The following is a 21,276-nucleotide window of genomic DNA, read 5'->3' on the forward strand; positions in this document are numbered from 1 at the left end:
GGTTAAATGAATAAGCTAATAAAAATATTAATTGACAAAAGGAAAGTTACAATATTTTTAGCTGCAATAATTGCGTTTTTAGGGGCATATTCTTACTACATGCTTCCAAGACAAGAAAGTCCTGATGTAGCAGCACCTATGGCTATGATAATAACTCCCTACCCCGGAGCGTCAGCAAAGGATGTAAATGATTTAGTATCAAAGAAAATAGAAGATGAACTGTACGAAATAGATGGATATGACTATTCTAAATCTACATCTAAAGAGGGACTTTCAATAGTATTTGTAGCTTTTGAAAATGGAACGGATTCAGATAAAGCAATGCAGGATGTAAGAAATGCAGTAATTGATGCTAAAAGTGAACTTCCAGATGGAGTAATGGACAGTATTATTAACACAGATTTAGTAGAAACAGCAGGTATTATCATAAGTTTATCAGGTGAAAATTATACTTATGAACAATTAGCATCTTTTGGAGAACAGTTTAAAGATAAATTATCCGATATAGATGGCATATCAAAATTTAATGTTGAAGGAGAACTTGATAAAGAAGTAAAGGTTGAAGTAGATATTAAAAAACTTAATCAGTTAGGGTTATCCTTAGAGGACTTATATAAAATACTCAAAGCACAAAATATTGAAATACCTTCTGGGGATATAGAAACGGAGAACGGTAAGATAAAGGTAAAAACTCCGGGTATATATACATCAATAGATGACATAAGAAATACAATTATAGGGGTATCACCTGAAACAGGAGTAGTTTCAAGACTATCAGATATTGCAGATGTATACATGGGGCTTGAAGAAAATGTAGAGAAATATAAACAAGACGGAAAAAATGCAGTACTTTTAACAGGATACTTTAAAAAGAGCAAAAATATAGTTTTAGTAGGAAAAAAGGTTAGAAGGGCACTTGATGAAGTAAAAGCAAATCTTCCAAAAGATTTAATAGTTGAAGAAGTTATTTATCAGCCAGATGATGTAAGTAAGTCTGTAAATGACTTTATGATAAATCTAGTTGAAGGTATTATTTTCGTTATTATAGTAGTATTTTTAGGTATGGGGCTTAGAAATGCCATAGTAGTTTCTACAGCTATACCACTTTCTATACTTATGACATTTGGAGTAATGTATTTGATGGGTATATATATACATCAAATATCATTAACTGCACTAATTATTGCATTAGGTGTACTAGTGGATAATGCTATAGTAATAAGTGATACTATTCAAGTAAAAATTGATAACGGTGTAGAAAAACTTAAAGCTGCATTTGAGGGAACGAGTATGTCAGCTGTACCAATTTTTACAGCGACTTTAACAACGATAGCAGCATTTTCACCATTACTTGGAATACCGGGAGCACCGGGAGATTTTCTAAAAGCGATACCACAAGTACTTATCATATCAATTATTGCGGCTTATATAGTGGCTATGTTTATAACACCTGCTATGTCAGCAGTATTCTTTAAAAAGAGTAATCAGAAAAGAAAAAAAGAAAGTGTTATAAGGAAATTCTTTAAAAATGCTTTAAGATTAGGATTAAAGAGAAGATTATTAACAACTATTGGAGCGTTTATAATTTTAGTGTTTGTAATAAAAGTTGTTATGCCAATGCTTCCGGCAGAGTTTTTCCCTTATGCAGATAAAAATGTATTTTATATAGAAATGGAAACAGAAGTTGCCGGAGATATGGATGCTACAGAAAGACTTACAGATGAAGTTACAGAGCTTTTGTCTGGTGAAAAGGAGATAACTGGGTATACAGTTTCGATTGGAGATGGAATTCCTAAGTTTTATGTTACAATTCCACCTGCAACTCCTTCACAAGATTATGCTCAGATGGTAATTAAATTTAATCTTGGAGAAGGAGATAACAGAAGATTTAAGACAAATGAAGATTTTGCAGAATATATACAAAAGAAATTAGATGAAAATATTTCAGGTGGAAAATGTACAGTACATCTTTTACAATTGGCACTTCCGGGAGCTAAGGTAGTTGCTAGAGTATCAGGAGAAAATATTGACAGATTGATAGAAGTATCTGAACAGATTAAAGACATTTTAAGAAATATTGAAGGAACAAAAAATGTAAGAGATGATATGAAAGATAGAACATATCAGTATGAAGTTAGAGTAGATGAAGATAAAGCAATGAATCTTGGAATAACTAAATACGATATACAAAGACAGATTAATATAGCTCTTTATGGTGCTAAACCTTCAGTATTTAGAAGAAATGGTAACGAATACAATATACTTTTAAAGAGTAATGTAAAAAATATAGATGAACTTGAAAATCTTGAAATTAAATCTTCAGTAACAGGTAAAAAAGTACCATTAAAACAATTTGCCGATATAGGATTAAAATCTAAACTTGATGCTATCAAGAGATATGATAGGAAACAAACTATAACAGTGGAAGCTGATACACTTCCTACTGGCGACCCTGTTTTTATAGAAAATAAATTAGAGGAAAAATTAAAAACTATTGATACATCAGGAGTTAAAATTACATTTGATGGCGAAAGAGAAAAGATAAGAGAAAACTTTGGTATAGTTGGGGTGTTGGCTGTATTTGCTGTATTTTTGATATATGTTGTATTGGTAGTACAGTTTAATTCATTCGTTCAGCCTATTGTAATACTAGTTACAATACCATTATCACTTATAGGTTCTATACTTGGATTGTATATATTTAATCAGCCGTTATCACTTACAGGGTTCTTGGGGATTATAGCCCTTATAGGACTTGTAGTAAAAAATGGTATACTACTTATAGAATATATAAATGACGCTAGAAAAGTAGGATATGAAATAGATGAAGCTTGTGTTGATGCAGTAGACAAGAGATTTAATGCTATAATATTGAGTGCAGCTACAACTATTATGGGATTAGTACCTCTTGCATTATCAGGAAGTGATTTATTTGCTCCTATGGCTGTATCCTTGATGACTGGATTATTGGTATCTACTTTCTTAACTATGGTTGTAATACCTGTTATCTACAGTTTGATAGAAAATTTCATATTAAAGTTTAAAAATAGAAGAAAGGCTCTTAAAGCATAAATCATTTTAAAACCTTGAAATCTGAAAATTTCTTAGATTTCAAGGTTTTATTTTTATTAAAGTTTTTTCAATGATATAATAGATAAAGTAGAGATTAAAAAATGTCGATATTAATAACAAACGAGTTAAAAGTAAGAATTAAAAATTTAAAATTAAAAATTAAGAATTAAAAGACCTTAAGCTGAGAACTGAGAGCTGATAACCGAGAGCAGGTAACTGACAGCTATACACAGGAGGTTTGACATATGAAAAAAATATATTTATTTTTTACAGTTTTTATACTTATACTTACTACTTTACTTACTTCCTTTGCAGATTCTTATAGTTCTTATAGAGATAAATTTATAGAAGGATATATAAAGGAAATTCACAATAATAAAATAATAATTGAAGAGTATGATGGAACACTGCATATATTAAATATATTATTAAATACAAAGTTTAATATAGATGGAGTGCCTGTAAAACTTGAAGACTTTAAACCGGGCATGGAAATTTATGCAGAGTTAAAAGGAAGAAGTATTTCATATATGGAAAGCTATTCAACTGACAAAATGGGATATATAGAACCGCAGAGCAAGATGAGAAGTGGAGTAGTTCAAAAAATAGATAGAAATCAAATTACAATAAAATCATTTAACAATGAAAAAATGACTTTTTTCACCTCACCGGCTACTATAGTTTTAAAATCGGGAAAAAATGTAGATTTAAGTGTGATTTGTATAGGAGATAGTGTTAAAGTATTTTTTGATGATATTAACTTAAGTATTGCCAGCAAAATAGAAATAGAAGGCAAATCTATACTGATAAAAAAGATATATAAAGGAAAACTTACAAATTATGATGAAATGGAAAATCTTTTAATATTAAGTGATATAAAAGAACTTAAAAATGGTGCATGGGAATACTATCAAAATACCATGAAAATTTATTTCAATGATGAAATTCCAATATTTATTGGAGGGAATAAAGTATCATATGAAAATTTAAAATTTTATAAGGATAGAACGATTTACTTTGTAGTTAAAGATATTTTTGGACAAGAAAAAATAGAAAGAATGGTTATAAAAAGTAAATATGAAACTATTTACACTTCAAAGATAGATAAGATAAATTGGTACAGTGAGTCTATGGAACTTTCAAATAAGAGAAATATATCTTTTAATGATGGAACGATATTCGTAAAGAGTGATAGGATAGTAGATAAATATTCAATAAATCCAGAGTCTGACGCACTTATAATAGCTGACGGCAGAAATGGATTATATATGGCTGATGTAGTATATATATACAATGAAAGTATAAATAATTCTAATATAGGACAGAACTACATCTATGTAGCAAGATTAGACGAAATTGTAAAAGATAAACTAATAGGTAAAGATTTCTATGTTCTTAAGAAAAACGAATGGAGGTCTTTCAGAAAAGAAAAAGAATTTTATTATGATGAAGATACTTACATATATGACCTTGAAAACAAAAAACAAATATCAACTAAAGATTTTTATTCTGAAAATTATGCAGTAGATGAAGATAGCGATTATGCAGAGGAACATAAATTGAGAGATTGGTATGGATATATGTATACAGATGGAGATAAAATTATTGCAATAAGTGTTAAAGAAAAATTAGATTCTTTACTAAGGCAGAGAGTTACAACTGGAGTAGTAATAGAAGATGCAGTTGAAGATTCGTTAGTAGGATATACTATTAAACTTGCTAATGCTAGAGATTGGAGTAGAAGCAAAAATAAATGGATGATGAAAAATAGCTTTTTAAAACTTAGAATAGAAGATGCTTTAATAATAAAGGAAAACAAGGTTATAAATCCTGAAGACCTTAAAGCAGGAGATAGACTTTATATAGTTAGAGATGACATGCAGTGTAAAGTGATAGTGGTTAAAGATTAGTTAAGAGTTAAGAATTAAGAATTAAAAAACCATAAAGGGTTGACTCTATAAGCCAAGAGCCGAGAACTGAGAACTGAGAGCTAAGAGCTAATAACAGCTGACAGCTGAGAGCTGACAGCCGAGAGCTGAGAACTAATGCATAAGGAGTGATACTTTGAAAAAAATATTAATATTTACAATAATATTTTTAGTATTTTTATCTTTTAATTCATATGCTTCACCTGTTGGATTTACAGGAGGGGTAAATGATGAATATGAATATGAAGAAGTTGTATTTATAACAGGAGAGCCTATAAAATTTACTGGACAAATAAAAATAAACGAAAGAGAAAAAAATGATGTAAAAACAGTAAATTATAGATTTGACCTTAAGCCTGAAGATAAGTCCATAAAAGGTAAACTAACTAGAAATATTACAGTTGAAACAAAATTTAACAACAGAAACGATAAAGGACAAGCTATAGGACAGACTTCTCTAACTAAATTTAGTGAAAAGATAGAAATAGGTGATGATAAATTTGAGCTTAAAGATTATCAATTTTCAAAATCAGATATTATAGATAAAAGACCTGCTTCAGATTTTTATTCAGGAAATATAAAAGGAAGAAAATACTACACTATTAATAAAGATGAAGGTAAAGTTGTTGTAGATATTTCAGGTGGAGATGTAGGATATGAAAACTTTTGGGGAAGTACAGAAACACAAATTTTAAATTATTATATAAATTATGAAAAAGAAACTGATGATACTAAAGTAAATTGGAATGGAACAGTTAAAGTACAAGTTTCAGATAGCTTAAGTAAAAAGTTAAAGTATTCTGATAACATGGTTAATTTATCTAGTTTTAATGGAGGATATATAAAAGTAACAGATAGAGAAATAATTTCAAAATACGAGTACAACTTGCCTAGATTAAAAGATGGTATACCTTATAAAGATAGAAGAAATAGTGGAGAAATAGAATTGAGCAAAAAAATGGTTCCTAAAATAGAAAGACTTATAGTTCCTAAATTTAGAGATGTAAATGGACATTGGGCTGAAAGTTACATAGAAAAACTTTATTCTTTAGATGTATTTGATGAAAAATCAGAGTTTTTCACACCGGATATACCAATGACACGTTTAGAATTTACAAGAGCTATAATAAAGGCTTGTGATATAAGAACTCTCATAGATAAAAAAGATAGGAGAAGCAGGAGGACAAAGCAGGAAGTAGAAAAGTCTCCATTTGTAGATATTTCTGCTGATGATAAAGATTATGTATATATTAAAGAGGGCTTAAGTAAAGGAATTATACAAGGTACATCTAGTGGAATATTTAATCCAGAAGGACCTTTGACAAGAGCTCAAGCAATAACGATTATAATTAGAGCTTTAGGATTTAACAACAAAGCACCTAATCCGGGGTATTTTACATCTTTTGATGATGATAGAAATATACCCGATTGGGCAAGAGACAGTATATATGTTGCAAGAGAAATAGGTATAATCAGAGGAGATGATAACAACAGAGTTTATCCTAACAAAGTGATGACGAGAGCAGAGGCGTCTGCCATGCTTGTAAGATTTCTGGAATTTTTAGAAAAAGACCTTCAAAAAGACTATAGAGAAAATATAGTACTTTTTAATTAAGTTAAGAGTTAAGAGTTAAAAGTTATAAAGCTCCCAAAGGGTTGACTCTATAAACCAAGAGCCGAGAGCTGAGAACCGAGAACTAATTGCAACATGTAACTAGGAACTAATAAAAAAAGGTGATAAATATGAAAAGAATTTTATTAATATTTATGTGTTTTATAGTTATGTTTTCTACAAATATAAATTCTTATGCCTATGCACAAGAAAAATTAAGACCGCAGCTGAAAGGGTTATCTATAGAATCATATAAAACAATTGATAATACTTACAAAGCTTATAAAAATGGTTCTAATCTTATAAAGAATGTTTCTTTCAAAGATATAAATAACAGCAGATATAAAAGGGATATAATAAAAATGGCAGCACTATCGATTATCAAAGGATATGGGGATAAGAATATAAGACCAAATAAATATGCAACTCTGCAGGAAGCAATAAATTTATTAGTTAGAATGTACGGACTTGAAGGAAAAATACAAACAGACATGGCAGACAGTTTAGGAGAATTTCAAGCTAAAGATATGATAAACAGTTATACAAATGAAGCTTATACTAACACAGCTTTAAAAAATAAAATAATAAGCGAAGATGATAATTACTACAATGGAAATTCATACATAACTCTTGAACAATTATTGATATGGATAGGCAATTTAATAGATTTAAAACCTATTAATGATGATATTCAAATGGTATATAACTATAAGGATTTTAAAGACATTAAGTATAAAGACTTAGGTATGATAGAAGCAGTGCTTCAGGAAGGGATTTATTGTGGCAAAAATGGGTATTTGAGGTTGAATAAAAATATTACTAGAGGAGAACTGATAAGCTTACTAAGTAAAGTTGAAAATAGGCTTTATGCGAAAAGAAAACTTTTGTCTTTTCATGGAATAATTGTAGATAAAAAAAATGAAGTAGTTAATATAAATGGAGAAAATGTATTAAAAATAAAATATCTGATTGTAAATTCAGATGGAAAGATTAATATTATAGAGATTACAAAAGGTTATTTAGAAAAAGACGATGAAAACATAGTGGTATACAAAAATGGAAATTTGAGAGATTATTCTGCATTAAATATAGGAGATGAGATAGAGTATATTGTAAAAAACAATCAAGTTATATATGCAGAGGTAAAAGATAGAACTTCAGTATTAAATTATATAAAAGAAGTACAAAAAAAGAATAAAAAAATAAAAGTTTATAATGGAACAGTAGTTTTAAAAATGTGGGAAAAACACTGGAAAGATAATGATTTTTATTTTATCGATAGATTTACTATAAGAGATAATGATGGAAAAGAATATGACATAATATGTGAAACGGATATAAACAATAATAAAAAGTACGACACAGTAGTATATAAAAATAATCAGTTAGGAGGTACTAGTCTATTAGAAGAAGGAGACGAAGTAGAATACTTTATAAAAGATGATAAATATGTAGTGTTTATTAGAGTAAAAGATATTATGTTTTAAAAAGATGTATGGCTAATTAAAAATTAAAGAATTAGAGTTTTTAAGACTCTAAATAATTTTTCTAGAAACTGAGAGCTGACAGCTGATAGCTTGAACTTTTAAAAAAGCCTTGACTCATAAAACAAATCATTATATACTGTTATAGTTGTTATATAAAAAAAGAGCGCAAATGAGCACCCTATATGGATGGGTGCCCTGCCCCATAACATATAAGAAGCGGATTTAGGTAGGTCACCCCGTAGGGGTGGCCTCACCACTTTTTTGAATAAAAGTTACAAGAATAAAAAAGAGGAGGATATATATCGTGTCAACAAAATACATCTTCATTACAGGCGGAGTAGTATCATCACTAGGAAAAGGTATCACAGCAGCATCTCTCGGACAGCTTCTTAAAGCCAGAGGACTTAAAGTAAGTATTCAAAAATTTGACCCATATATAAATGTAGACCCGGGTACAATGAGTCCATATCAGCATGGAGAAGTATTTGTTACAGAAGACGGAGCAGAAACAGACCTCGACCTTGGACACTATGAAAGATTTATAGACATTAATTTAAGCAAATACAGCAACGTTACCACTGGAAAAATATACTGGTCAGTAATTAGAAAAGAAAGAAAAGGAGAATATCTTGGAGGAACAGTTCAAGTTATTCCGCATATAACAAATGAAATAAAAGATAGAGTATTTAGAGTAGCGAAGGATACTAATCCAGACGTAGTTATAACAGAAATAGGAGGTACAGTAGGAGATATAGAAAGTCTGCCTTTTCTTGAAGCAATAAGACAGATTAAATATGATGTAGGAAAAGAAAATGTAATGTATATCCATGTAACATTAATACCTTATTTGGGAAAAGCAGGAGAATTAAAAACTAAACCAACACAGCACAGCGTAAAACAGCTTAGAGAAATAGGTATTCAGCCAGATGTAATAGTTTGTAGAACAGAAAGACCTATTAGTGATGACATAAAAAATAAGATAGGACTTTTCTGCAATCTTGACCCTAAAAATGTAGTTTCAAATATGGACTGTGATTCGCTTTATGAAGTTCCATTATTATTAGAAAAGGAAGGTTTGCCGCAAATTGTATGCAGTAGATTAAATCTTGAGTGCGGTGAGCCAGACCTTGAAGAATGGAAAAAGATTGTAGAAATAGAGAGAAATCCAAAAAGTGAAGTAAAAATAGCTCTTGTAGGTAAATATGTAGAACTTAAAGATGCATATATGTCAGTAGCAGAGTCGTTAAAACATGCAGGAATAGCTAATGAAGCTAAAGTAAATATAGATTGGATACATTCAGAACACGTTACAGAAGAAAATGTAGAAAAGCTTCTTAAAGATGCTGATGGGATATTAGTACCCGGAGGATTTGGAGATAGAGGAATAGAAGGTAAAATACTAGCAGTAAAATATGCAAGAGAGAATAAAATACCATACTTTGGCATATGTCTTGGAATGCAGCTTGCAGTAATAGAATTTGCCAGAAATGTGATAGGATTAAAAGATGCTCACAGTTCAGAACTAAACCCGGAAACAACTAATCCTGTTATAGATTTAATGCCTGAACAAGAAGATATAGAAGATATGGGTGGAACTATGAGATTAGGAGTATATCCATGTAAAATATACGAAGGAACAAAGGCACATGAAGCCTATGGAGAAGATTTGATATATGAAAGACACAGACATAGATATGAATTTAACAATCATTATAGAGAAATACTTACAAATGCTGGATTAGTTATAAGTGGTATATCACCAGATGAAAGACTAGTAGAAATAATAGAACTTAAAGACCATCCGTGGTTTGTAGCAGGACAATTCCATCCGGAATTTAAATCAAGACCAACAAAAGCACATCCATTATTTAGAGAATTTATAAAAGCAGCACTAAACTTCAAAACAAACAAATAAAAATATGATAAAATAAAGGATATTAACATGTGTTAATATCCTTTATTTTACTTATCACCTGTGTTATTTGTTACCTTTAAAGCAATGACTCTAAGCTGAGAGTCGGTAGCCGAGAGCTGAGAATTTATAGTAGGAGGATACCACATGACTATATCAAAAAAAATACTTAAAGAAATGAATAAGCTTTTTCCACTTCCAGTTCACCCATTTAACCTTCAAAATGAAGGAAAAAAGACATATGCAGAGTGGCAGTTTGAAAAAGGATATGAAACGATAAAATTTTATTTGCCATATACATCATTAGAAGAGATGTTTAAAGATAAAACAGTATTAGATGTAGGCTGTGGAGCGGCAGGGAAATCTCTGTACTATGCCAGTCAGGGAGCAGAAAAAGTATATGGAATTGATCCGGTAAAGAGCTATAAAGAAGAAGCTGAAAAACTTGCAGAAAAGAAGGGATTAAAAGATAAATTTGAATTTATAATAGGAGATGCAGCTAATCTGCCATTTGAAGATGATTTTTTCGATACCATCATATTAAATGATGCTATGGAGCATGTAGATATGCCGGAAAAAGTATTAGACGAATGTTATAGGACATTAAAAAAAGGAGGAAGAGTATACATCAACTTTCCGCCTTACAATCATCCTTATGGAGCACATTTATCTGATGCAATAGGTATACCGTGGGTACACCTGTTTTTTTCTGATAAGACGCTGATAGAAGTATATAAAGATTTAGTAAAAGATTTACCTGACGGACAGAGCAGAATAAACTTTAGAATAAGCAGAGATAAACAAGGCAGAGAATACTTTTCATATATAAATAAAATGACTATAAAGAGGTTTAATAAAATAATAAGCAAGGCAAAATTTGTAAAAAGATACTACAGCGAAGCCCCTTTAAGAAGCATAGTATCATATCTATCAAAACTGCCATTGCTGAAAGAATACTTTGTAAAAATGGTAGTATTTATAGGCGAAAAATAATCAGCTAGAATTACTGAAATTAAGAATTGAAAAACCCTAGAGAATGACCTTAAGCTGAGAACTGAGAGCTGAGAACTTAGAACTGAAAAGGATTGACCTTAATACTTGTAACTTTTTTTGTTTTCTTGCAGGAATTTTACAAAATTTATAGAATATATACTAGCATATTCAGGTTATACTTTATATAGCTGTATAGCTTTGTATTTGCTATGTACAAGCTAACAGCTTATGTAACCTCTATGTAAACAAATGTAATATTACTGTAATGGTATTTAAAAACTTTTTAGAGTATAATTAATTATGTCAAATGAAAAGTCTTGGTGGCCGCCAATAGACACAATATTACAGTTATGTTACATTAGTTTTTATCTGATTGACTGATATATACAGTCAGTGGTATAATCTAGTCTAGAATGTGAAGTTAATCAAAGAGCTTCACTTCTATAGAAATTATGTCTTTCACTTTGTGAGAGGGTGAGTGAATAGACGATTTTAATTAGCCCTTTCAAAAAAGAAAAAACAGAAAAAAAGGAGGAATTTTATAATGAAGAGATTTTTATCTCTAGTGGTGGCACTTACTATGGTGTTAGCACCAATGAGTGCGTTTGCTGCAACTTCAAACTCAATAAACAAAGTGCCAAAAGTTGCAGACGATCATAAGTTTAAGTTAGCAGAGGCACCAATATTAAGAATTGAGGAAGATAATGATAATGAATTTGATGGTCTTGACTCTACAAAACTTGATGATGATAAGCAAGTTTTTAGATTGACTCTTGAAAATGCAGAATGGAATGAAGATGAATTCGAGAGTAATTTTAGTAAAAATTCTGAAGGATATTATGTATTAAGTGGAGGTAGCTATACTAACAGAAATACTGATACTGCTAATAATGCAGTATTTTTGAAAAAAATAGGCAAGAAAACTGTAGAAGCTGTAGTATATGGTGATAATACAGATGATAGTTCAATTTGGTTTAAAATACCTATGCTTGTAGAAATGAAAGGTGAAGGAGAAGCAAAGGTTACAGTTGAGCAAAGAGATAGTTTGGTTTCAAGTGGTACTTATACATTTGCTATAGGAGCAGGTGGAGATACTATAGCAACTATTGATGATGTAGAAGAGTTTACAGATACAGTAACAATTGATGACATTAGAATTGATGAGACAAGTGCAGGTGCAATTGATGGTCCTACAAATTATATTAAGTTAAAATTACCTTCAGATTTCGAATGGTATACTACTCCGTCAACTAGTGATATAGTTTGTACTGCTGGATTAGATAAAGCAAATGCAGAAGATGTAGAAAAAGAAGATGATCGTACTTTAAAAATTAAAATTAAAGATATAGAAGATAAGGATAGTAGAAGCACAAGAGGAACAATTTACATTAAAAATCTTCAAATTACTGCTAAAAAAGATGCTGATTTTGGAGATGTAGAAGTATCTATAAGTGGTGGAGATGGAATATCAGATTCAGATTTAGTTGTAGCAAAATACTGCGACTATGATGTAACTGTAAAAGCTGATGGAGAGCCTAAAGAGTTAGTAGCAGGAGAATGGGATTCTGATTATAAAGATGATAAATTTGAATTACAAACTTTAGTGATTGAGGAAAAAGTTGCAAATGCATGGTTAGGTGAAAGAAAAACTAGAATAGAATTCCCATCATGGGTAAAAATATTAGGTGTTAAATATGAAAATGATTCTGAAGATGTTGGAACATTAAAAGGATTTCCTGTAGAAGATGGAGATTTGACTAGGGGTAATGCAAAAGAATTTTTGGAAAATCAAAAAGATGATAACTATGTAGAGTTTACAGCTCCAGATAAGTCAAAAACAGAGGAAGGCGAACTTTATTTAACATTCTATGTATCTGTTGAAGCAGGACATTCTGGAGATATTACTGCAAAAGTTACTGGTAGAAGTTTACCAGATGATTATGAAGTAGTATTAGGTAAAGCTGTTGCTCCAGTAAAAGTAAAAGCTGAAGGAGCAGAAGTAAGAACAGGTATTAAAGAACAAGAAATAGGCGATATAACTATTACTGAAACAGTTAAAGAAGCAATTAAAAAAGCTGATTTAAAAATAGTATTAGATGATGATGTTTATTGGACAGATGTTCCAAAGATAGAAGTTGTTAAAGGTAACTTAGACTTAGATGTAGAAGGAGCAAAAGTTGATGATAATATCTTAACAATTCCTGTGGATAGCGAAAGTACTAAGCCATCTACTATTAAGCTATCAAATATCAAAGTTGATTTAAATCGTGTAGTTGCTGAAGGAGATATAAAAGTTAAAATTCAAGGAGATGCTGTTGTAGAAAATTATAGTGACGATTCTAAAAAATTAGATAATGGTTACTTTGATGAAGATACTGCAGCAGAAACAGTAGTAGCAACAGTAATCACTCCAGCTGATAGAGATACTAGAGCTAGAGCAGAAGTTAAATTCCAAATTGGTTCAAAAGAATACCAAGTTGGAGATGAAATAAGAACAGCTGACGTTGCTCCATACATCAAAGATGGAAGAACTATGCTTTCAGTAAGATTCGTTGCTGAAGCTATGGGAGTACCATCAGAAAACATCGTATGGAATGGTGAAGCTAGAACAGTAACTATCTTCAAAGGAGATAGAATTGCTCAGCTTACTATAGGAAGCAACATCCTTACTGTAAACGGAACTAAAGTAGTAATGGATACAGTTGCAGAAATTAAAGACGGAAGAACTATGCTTCCAATCAGATTTATCGCACAAGCTCTTGGAGCAGACATTTCTTGGGATGGAAGCACTAGAACAGTAACTATCAAGTAATAGACTTATAAGAAAATTTTAGGAATTAAAGTAGAGCCTTTCATGAAAGAAGGGCTCTACTTTTCATATTTATACTGGCAGGAGGGACAGTAGATGAATCATAAAATCAAAAGAGCCGTATGTTTAGCATCTATTTCAGCACTATTTTTTGCAGCTCCATTGAGCAGTTTTGGAGAGGAATATTTTAAAACTGATTTTGATACATCAGATAATAGAGTAAAAGCTGTATTCAAAATAAATAGCAGAGAGTACAGTATAGGAGATATAAAAAAGAGTATAGATTCTGCTCCATATATAAAAGATGGAAGAACTATGCTTCCGGTGAGATATGTTGCTGATGCAGTAGGGATAGATGAAAAAGATATAGTGTGGAATCCAGAAGATAAAACAGTAACGATATTTAAGGGCGATAAAATAATACAGCTTACTATAGGAAGCAATATACTTTCTACGGACGCAGAAAAGATTACTATGGATACTGAAGCGGAAATAAAAGATGACAGAACTTTTGTTCCGGTAAGCTATATAGCAAAGGCATTAGGAGTAGAAGTAGATTGGGACGATACAGATAAAGAAGTTACTTTTTATTTAGATAGAGAAATAAAAAAAGAAGCTGAAGAAAATTCAAAATCAAATTATGATTATGATTTAGATATGCTTTATAAAAAAGCATTAGAAAGCAGTAATGAATACAAGATAGCTCAGGCTACTTTAGAAAAAAATGAGATACTTAAAGATGATGCAGAAGACGACCTTGATTATATTCCAAGTATAGGGGAAACCCCGGCTGGTTCTCCTGCTGAAGCTTTGGCAAGTGGTACATTCTTAAAAGTAGAAAACAGCAGGATAGAGTACAGAAAAGCTAAGAAAGATTTAAAAGCATTAAAAGATAAAATAAATTATCAGGTAAAGAGTGCATATTATGATGTAATAAAAGCTCAAAACAGTTTAGATATAGCTAAAGAAGCTTTAAACCTATATAAAAAATCAATGGAGCAGTCGCAGTTAAAATATAAGCTTGGGATTATAAGCAAGACTGAAGAAACTAAGGCTGTAAAAGAATATGAAAAAGCTAAAGAAACTTATGAAAAAGCATTAAAAAATTTAGATATGAAGTATCAAAAGTTAAATAAACTTGTAGGGTTTGAACCGGAAAAGAGATATGTTTTAGATACTTCATTAAAAGTAAAATTAAATGATGATAATGACCCTGAAAGTCATATTGGAGGAATAATAGAGGAAATACCTGATATATGGTATGCAGAGCAAAAGGCAAAATTAGCAGGATTAAGTGTAGATGTATATGTATTTAATGTGGGAAATCCGCCTTATGCTGCGGCTGAATTAGATGAAAAAACTGCTAAAATGACTGTAGCAGAAGTTAAAAAGAATACAAAACAAAGTCTCAGAGATTTATTTAATAGTATGAAAATATTAGAAAAGCAGTATAGAGAGCAAGTGGCAGAACTTGAAAAGGCAAAAGAAGATTTAGAGACAGCTGAGCTTAATTTTAAAGTTGGCAATACTATAGAGTTAGTTGTAGATAAGGCAAGATTAAATTATGATATGATAAAAAATGATATAAAAAATACTATAATGGATTATGATTTGTTAAATATGGTTTACGAAAAGCCTTGGGTTTCATCTGGACAATAAATAGTATTGGGGGAGGGATATTGTGAAAAGGACAAAAAAGTATAGTTATTTTATGATAGGAATGATTGTCGGCATTTTGATTTCAATAGCAGGAGTTGCATTTGCTGATGGCTTTAGTCAAGTAAGAGTATGGCTTGCAGGAGATTTAACTTTTAAATTCAATGGGATGAAAAAGAGACTTCCTTATGGACAGACTTCTTTGATATATAAAGATAGAGTTTATGTACCTGCTAGATTTATAGCTGAAAATATTGGAGCTAAGGTCAAATGGATAGCAGAGAGCAGAACTATTGAAATCAACTATAATGAAAGAGAATCAGTTAAAAAAGAGGAAAAGGAAGAAATAACTTCTGATAAATCTGTAGAAGATAATGTTAAGAAAAATGATGATTATGATAAATTGCCTATAACACAAAAGTTTGATGAAGCGTATATAACAATCACAGGTCTTCATTTTGATAAAGATATGTTGAGAATATATCTAAAAGTAGAAAATAAAGGAGATGTTCCAATACAAATTGATCAGATAGCTACTAAGATGATAGTAGACGACAAAGAATATTTCCAAGATGACTTAACTAATGTTTTATTTCCTTATGATAGAATATGGTTTAATGATATAAAAAAAGATGATGAAATTAAAGGCGAAATAAAAATGCCTCCAATAGATAAAGATACTAAAAAATTATCTGTATTTATAAAAGTAAGAGAAAATAATTTATCTAAAAAAGAAAAAGTTATCAGATATGATATAGATTTAGAAGATGAAAATAATTAAGGCATCTAATTTTAGATGCTTAATTTTTTCTAGTTAAATATTACTATTTTATTACAAAAGTGAAAATAATAGAGGATATTTTCGATATATATAGAATTTTAATAAGTGAAAAATACTACGGAAAAACATCTTACAAAGGAGGATTTTATAAAATATGAAAAAGAGATTAATTGCTCTGTTGACAGTTCTTATGATATTCAGCAGTACAGTATGTGGATTTGCTGCTGTTAAGTTTTCAGATGTCAGCAGTAATCACTGGGCAAGAACTTTTATTGAGAAGATGGCAGATAAAGGCATTATAAAAGGATATTATGATAGCGTTAAGGGAGTTAAGGTTTTTAAACCTGAAAGTCCTGTTACATATATAGAAGCAGTTCAGATGATATATAATACTTTAAAAGCGTCTGATAAGCTTAAGAGTGAAAGTGGACTGGATACTAAATATGATGTAATTTTGAAAAATCTAAATATTCCAACTTGGTCTAAAAGAGCTGTGTCATATGCTTTAGAGTATGATATAATAACTTTTAATGAGCTTAGAAGCTTTATGAATGGTAAAATAGCAAAGTATGCTCGTAAAGTTGATATAGCAGTATTTTTAGGAAGGGCTATAGGCGTAGATGGTAATTCCAGCAATATATATACTTTACCTTTTATAGATTCAGAAATGATAATTGGAAAAGCTATTCCATATGTAGATTTTCTCACAAAGAAAGGAATAATCAAAGGAGATTCTTCAAATAAATTTAATCCTAACAGTATAGTAAATCGTGCTGTAATGGCAACTATGTGCTCAAAAGTATATGATTATCTTATTTCACATGAAGAAGTTTTGAATAAGGAAGATGAGATAAAAGATTCAAATGGAGATACTCTTATTAATGATAATAAGAATAATGAATCAAATGAGTCAGATAATAAAATTTATGGAGTTATAGATTATATAGCTGAAGATACAGATATGATAGTAATAAAAGATTTAGAAGGAAATACAAAAGTTTATAATTTAAAAGGTGTTTCTATAAGAAAGAAAGGTAGAAAAGTTCGTATTGATGATTTGAAAAAAGAAGAAGAAGTTGAACTTGTATTTGATAAAGGAAAACTTAAAGAAGTTAATGTAACTAATTCTAAAGTATATTTTGAAGCTAAAATAGAGAAAATAGTTGATTTTGATGATTACTACCTTCTAAAGACTAGAAATGCTGACAATCTTCTTATAAAGAAAGATTTTAAAGTAGATGATGAAACAGTTATATATTATGGTGATGACAAGGTTTCTATAGGAAGAATAGAAGAAGGAGATTATGCTGTAATCAAGCATATTGGAGATAAAGCACTTGAGATACAATTGAAGTCTGAAGAACAGGTATATGATGGTATTCTTGAGTCAGATGTAATATTTAAAGATAAACCAGAGCTTAAAATAAGATTGAATAATAATAAAGTATTAGAATTTGAAATAGATGATAAAGCTTATATAAGAAGAGACCGCAGAAAAGCTGATTTAGATGATTTATCAAAGGGAGATATAGCAACAATAACTGTGCAGTACAATAAAATAGTTGAGATAATAGCTAGTAGTAGAAGTGAAAAAGATAAAGATGAAGGTAGAATAAAACAGATAGTAATTGGAACTCCATCTAAGATTACGATAGTAACTGATGATGACGAGGAAGCAACTTATGAAGTAGCACGAGATGTAGATGTAGAGATTGATGATGAGGATGCAGAGTTAAATGATTTAGATATAAATTATTATGTAAAACTTGATATAGAAAATGGAAGAATTGTTGAAATTAGAGCTGAAAAATCTAAGAGTGATACAAATATAACAGGTAGAATAGTTAAAATTTATAAAGATTATGATAGATTGACAGTTAAATATTATGATAAAGTAGAAGATAGATATAAGAGAGTTTCTGTTATAGTATCAGACAAGACGAAGATAATATCTTCTGATGGAGATTCAATAAGATTAGGTCATCTTAAAAGAGATGTTCAAATATTTGTCAGCGGATATTTTGATGAAGACATATTTGTAGCAGATAAGATAATTGAGTTAGAATAATAAAATCCCCTACCTATTTAATAGGTGGGGGATACTCTTTTAACGGTAATATTCATATTTTTTTTCTAATTCATTATCACTATCATCCCATATATATCTGGCAATTCTATCATCATCTCTATCGTATACAATAACTTCTATATCTTCATTAAATTTTCTATCAATTTCACGGCATATATCTTCGATAAATTCTCTAAAATCGCTTTTATCTCTATCTTTCCAATCATCAGAGTTTCTATCAAATCTGCCGTACATTTTTACAATAATATCGTCATTAGAATCTTGATATAGTCTATAATCCTTAAAATATAAATCTTCATCGTCATCATATCTGTCATATTTATCTTCTAATAAATCTTCTAAGTCATCAAGCAAATCATCATCATTTCTATATGTCTTTCTGCTTGAAGTTGAGCTTTTGAGCATTGCAAGTTCAGCTTCTTTTTGTGCAAGTTGAAATCTTAAATTATTTATCTCTAAATTTTGTCTATCCAATTTGTATTTAAGTGCACTAAGAGATAAGTTTCCATCAATAGAAGCTAAAGAATAAGTGTTGCTCTGACTGTCCCATTGAATACTTAGCCCCATATTTCTAGCTAAATCGTTTAAAGATATATATGCATTACCATTATAAATAAAAGGTGCATTTGTAAATGTCCACTGTTTACCATCCATATAAATTTTAATATCATAAAACCATGCAGTTATATTTTGGCTGTAAGTGCTTCCAATTGAAATGGTAAAGCCTAGTATAAAGATAAAAATTAGCGAAAGAATTAAAATCTTTTTTTTCATACTTAATTTACCCCCTATAAGTAAAAAATTTATAGTTATTAGTTAATTTGACATATCTGATTATCTATTATTATATCGGAAAAATTATACAAAATCATTAATTTAATGAAATTGAAATAACAATTTTACTAAATATTTGGTAAAATAATACATGTGGGAAGTTATATAAATTTTACATAATATTTTGCCGATATAAAGAGTGAGGAATTGAGTGGAAAAAACTTTGAAGGGAGATATTTTATGAGTGCATATAGATATATGGGAAAGAGATTATTTTTTTTAATAGTTGTGATGTTAATATCAAATTTAATTATTCAGCCTTTGAATGTATATGCTTTAGATGATCAATTAGAGGGTGATAGTAAGGAACCTGAGTGGACGAAAAAGGCTGAAATAGTTTATAGAGAAAATACAGTTGAAGGAAAAGTATATAGTGATGAAGAAGAAAAAATTATTTTTACATTTGAAAATATTTTATCTCCGGGTCCATCAACTCCAATAGTTTTATATTCTGATTCGGAACTAATGCTTTCTACAACTTATCAAGAAGTTTATGGAGATGATTTTAAAAATATAAGTTTTGCAAATGAAAATATAGGCAGCATAGGTATATCTAAAATAGTATTTGATTATTATTATGAAGATGATATTAAAAAGACTAAAATATACATATATCCTAAAGAAGCATTGAGGTATGGAGAAAATTATTCTTTAAATATTGATGGCAGTACATTTCAGACTAAAAGTGGAGAAAGTCCAAAAGATATAAAAGTAGAATTATTTATAAGCGATACAGCAGAGTATAAGATAAAACAAACTTATCCTGAAAATAATGCTTCATGGTGTGATGAAAAGAGGCTTAAGCATGATAAGACAGATGATTTTGTATCTGATTATTTCTTTATAAAAATTACTTTATACGATGAAAATGGAAATTTAGAGCTTAGTAATATAGCTTCTGTTAAAAATATACAAGTTAAGCCTGAAGGAACAGATTCAAATTTTTTAGATTCTAGTTTTATAAGTAAAATAGAAAGTGTACAAGATGCTGTTTATAAGCAGGAAAAAATAGATAACTTTTTATTTGTAAAAAATACTGCTGATAAAACAGCAACGCTTTATATACCAGTAAAACAACTTTTGTCAGGAACTAAGTATATTGTAAGTATACCATCCGGTGTTTTCTATTTTCCGGGAGATAAATATGGAAATCTTTCTATAACGTGGTCTTTTATGACTTCAACAGAGCCTGTTGTTGCAGATGTTGTGACAGCTACCGTTTCAGAAGATTATGATGAAGATGAGCCTATATACATACAAGGTGATTTTTTCTACGAAGATGGTATTGAAGATAATAAAAGCGTGTATATAGGTGAAGAAAGGGCAGAAAGAGTAAATGTAATAGAAAAGACTGTACTTGAAAATGGAGTAGAAGTTGTTAAAAAATATTTAGAAGTTTATCTTCCAGATGGTTCTGACAGATTAAGACCCGGTATATACAATATAGAAGTAAAAAATGATTTTAATCATACTACTAAAATTTTAGCAGTACTTAGTGTAGTAGAATCAGGAGAATATGTACCTAATGAAGATTATAAAATTAAAAAAGAAGAAAGAGAAGGAGAAGTAAGAGCAAGTATAGATGTAAGTGAAGACACACTGATGCTTAGCTCAAGTTATGCTGATGACAATTATTTAAAGTTAGATTTAGATGAATTGATGGGTGAGGAAGTATTCTTAAGAAAAATAAAATATACTGCAGATAAGGGAGATGTACTTGATATTTTAGAAACAAAATCTACTTGGGCTGATATAAGTCTTTATAAAGTTAGATTAGATGATAATAAAACTAGAGATGATATAATTATAGAACTTGGAAGGATAAACCCTACTCTTGAAAAATCACTAAAATATAAATTGTTTGGAAAAGTAATAAAGTCTGATTTTATAAAGGTATCTGGTGAAAATTATAAAATAGACAGCGTATTTTTGAGAATACCTTTTAAAAACAGCAGTGGAAAACATTTGAAAGTTTTAAGATATGATGAAGCAACCAGAAATTTTTATGAAGAAGAGTTTTCTGTAGATTTGGTGGAAAAAAGAGTAAATGTAAAAAGCATTTCTAAAGGTATATTTGTAGTAGTAGAAGGTTAAGGTGGTGAG

12 protein-coding genes are annotated in these 21,276 nt (G+C 29.8%); 11 read left to right on the plus strand and 1 reads right to left on the minus strand.

Annotated features, from left to right (window positions below):
* Positions 1 to 6 precede the first annotated feature (6 nt).
* From BUA90_RS06170 to BUA90_RS06215, 10 genes are all read left to right on the plus strand, one after another.
* Positions 7 to 3,072, plus strand: a complete 3,066-nt coding sequence (locus tag BUA90_RS06170; RefSeq protein ID WP_072966680.1) for an efflux RND transporter permease subunit — start codon at positions 7 to 9, stop codon at positions 3,070 to 3,072.
* A gap of 245 nt (positions 3,073 to 3,317) precedes the next feature.
* Positions 3,318 to 4,982: a hypothetical protein gene (locus BUA90_RS06175; protein WP_072966682.1), complete on the plus strand. Its 1,665-nt coding sequence runs from the start codon at positions 3,318 to 3,320 to the stop codon at positions 4,980 to 4,982.
* A 154-nt stretch (positions 4,983 to 5,136) separates the two neighbouring features.
* The gene (locus tag BUA90_RS06180; protein WP_072966684.1) at positions 5,137 to 6,615 is read left to right on the plus strand and encodes an S-layer homology domain-containing protein; all 1,479 of its coding nucleotides are present in this window, start codon (positions 5,137 to 5,139) and stop codon (positions 6,613 to 6,615) included.
* Between the two features lie 128 nt (positions 6,616 to 6,743).
* Positions 6,744 to 8,099, plus strand: a complete 1,356-nt coding sequence (locus tag BUA90_RS06185; protein ID WP_072966686.1) for an S-layer homology domain-containing protein — start codon at positions 6,744 to 6,746, stop codon at positions 8,097 to 8,099.
* 304 nt (positions 8,100 to 8,403) lie between these two features.
* Positions 8,404 to 10,014 (plus strand): CTP synthase, encoded by a 1,611-nt coding sequence (locus tag BUA90_RS06190; RefSeq protein WP_072966688.1) that lies wholly within the window; start codon positions 8,404 to 8,406, stop codon positions 10,012 to 10,014.
* A gap of 144 nt (positions 10,015 to 10,158) precedes the next feature.
* Entirely contained in the window at positions 10,159 to 11,004 is an 846-nt protein-coding gene (locus tag BUA90_RS06195) for a class I SAM-dependent methyltransferase (RefSeq protein ID WP_072966690.1), read from the plus strand.
* A gap of 544 nt (positions 11,005 to 11,548) precedes the next feature.
* Complete coding sequence (locus BUA90_RS06200; protein WP_072966692.1) at positions 11,549 to 13,816, plus strand: copper amine oxidase N-terminal domain-containing protein; 2,268 nt, start codon at positions 11,549 to 11,551, stop codon at positions 13,814 to 13,816.
* 93 nt (positions 13,817 to 13,909) lie between these two features.
* Positions 13,910 to 15,472, plus strand: a complete 1,563-nt coding sequence (locus tag BUA90_RS06205) for a stalk domain-containing protein (protein ID WP_072966694.1) — start codon at positions 13,910 to 13,912, stop codon at positions 15,470 to 15,472.
* Positions 15,473 to 15,494: 22 nt separating this feature from the next.
* Entirely contained in the window at positions 15,495 to 16,250 is a 756-nt protein-coding gene (locus BUA90_RS06210; protein WP_072966696.1) for a stalk domain-containing protein, read from the plus strand.
* Positions 16,251 to 16,404: 154 nt separating this feature from the next.
* Complete coding sequence (locus BUA90_RS06215; RefSeq protein ID WP_072966698.1) at positions 16,405 to 18,318, plus strand: S-layer homology domain-containing protein; 1,914 nt, start codon at positions 16,405 to 16,407, stop codon at positions 18,316 to 18,318.
* A 39-nt stretch (positions 18,319 to 18,357) separates the two neighbouring features.
* On the opposite strand, the gene BUA90_RS06220 is transcribed toward BUA90_RS06215, so the two are convergent.
* Complete coding sequence (locus BUA90_RS06220) at positions 18,358 to 19,113, minus strand: stalk domain-containing protein (RefSeq protein WP_072966700.1); 756 nt, start codon at positions 19,111 to 19,113, stop codon at positions 18,358 to 18,360.
* A gap of 240 nt (positions 19,114 to 19,353) precedes the next feature.
* On the opposite strand from BUA90_RS06220, the gene BUA90_RS06225 reads away from it, so the two are divergent.
* Entirely contained in the window at positions 19,354 to 21,267 is a 1,914-nt protein-coding gene (locus tag BUA90_RS06225; protein ID WP_072966702.1) for a hypothetical protein, read from the plus strand.
* Positions 21,268 to 21,276: the final 9 nt, after the last annotated feature.

Origin of the sequence: Caminicella sporogenes DSM 14501 (genome assembly GCF_900142285.1) — a bacterium.
Classification (GTDB): domain Bacteria; phylum Bacillota; class Clostridia; order Peptostreptococcales; family Caminicellaceae; genus Caminicella; species Caminicella sporogenes.

Bases quoted from the DNA above. Each gene is read 5' to 3' on its own strand.
- BUA90_RS06170 (WP_072966680.1), top strand. From the start codon at position 7: ATGAATAAGCTAATAAAAATATTAATTGACAAAAGGAAAGTTACAATA.
- BUA90_RS06175 (WP_072966682.1), top strand. From the start codon at position 3,318: ATGAAAAAAATATATTTATTTTTTACAGTTTTTATACTTATACTTACT.
- BUA90_RS06185 (WP_072966686.1), top strand. From the start codon at position 6,744: ATGAAAAGAATTTTATTAATATTTATGTGTTTTATAGTTATGTTTTCT.
- BUA90_RS06195 (WP_072966690.1), top strand. From the start codon at position 10,159: ATGACTATATCAAAAAAAATACTTAAAGAAATGAATAAGCTTTTTCCA.
- BUA90_RS06200 (WP_072966692.1), top strand. From the start codon at position 11,549: ATGAAGAGATTTTTATCTCTAGTGGTGGCACTTACTATGGTGTTAGCA.
- BUA90_RS06205 (WP_072966694.1), top strand. From the start codon at position 13,910: ATGAATCATAAAATCAAAAGAGCCGTATGTTTAGCATCTATTTCAGCA.
- BUA90_RS06215 (WP_072966698.1), top strand. From the start codon at position 16,405: ATGAAAAAGAGATTAATTGCTCTGTTGACAGTTCTTATGATATTCAGC.
- BUA90_RS06220 (WP_072966700.1), bottom strand. From the start codon at position 19,113: ATGAAAAAAAAGATTTTAATTCTTTCGCTAATTTTTATCTTTATACTA.
- BUA90_RS06225 (WP_072966702.1), top strand. From the start codon at position 19,354: ATGAGTGCATATAGATATATGGGAAAGAGATTATTTTTTTTAATAGTT.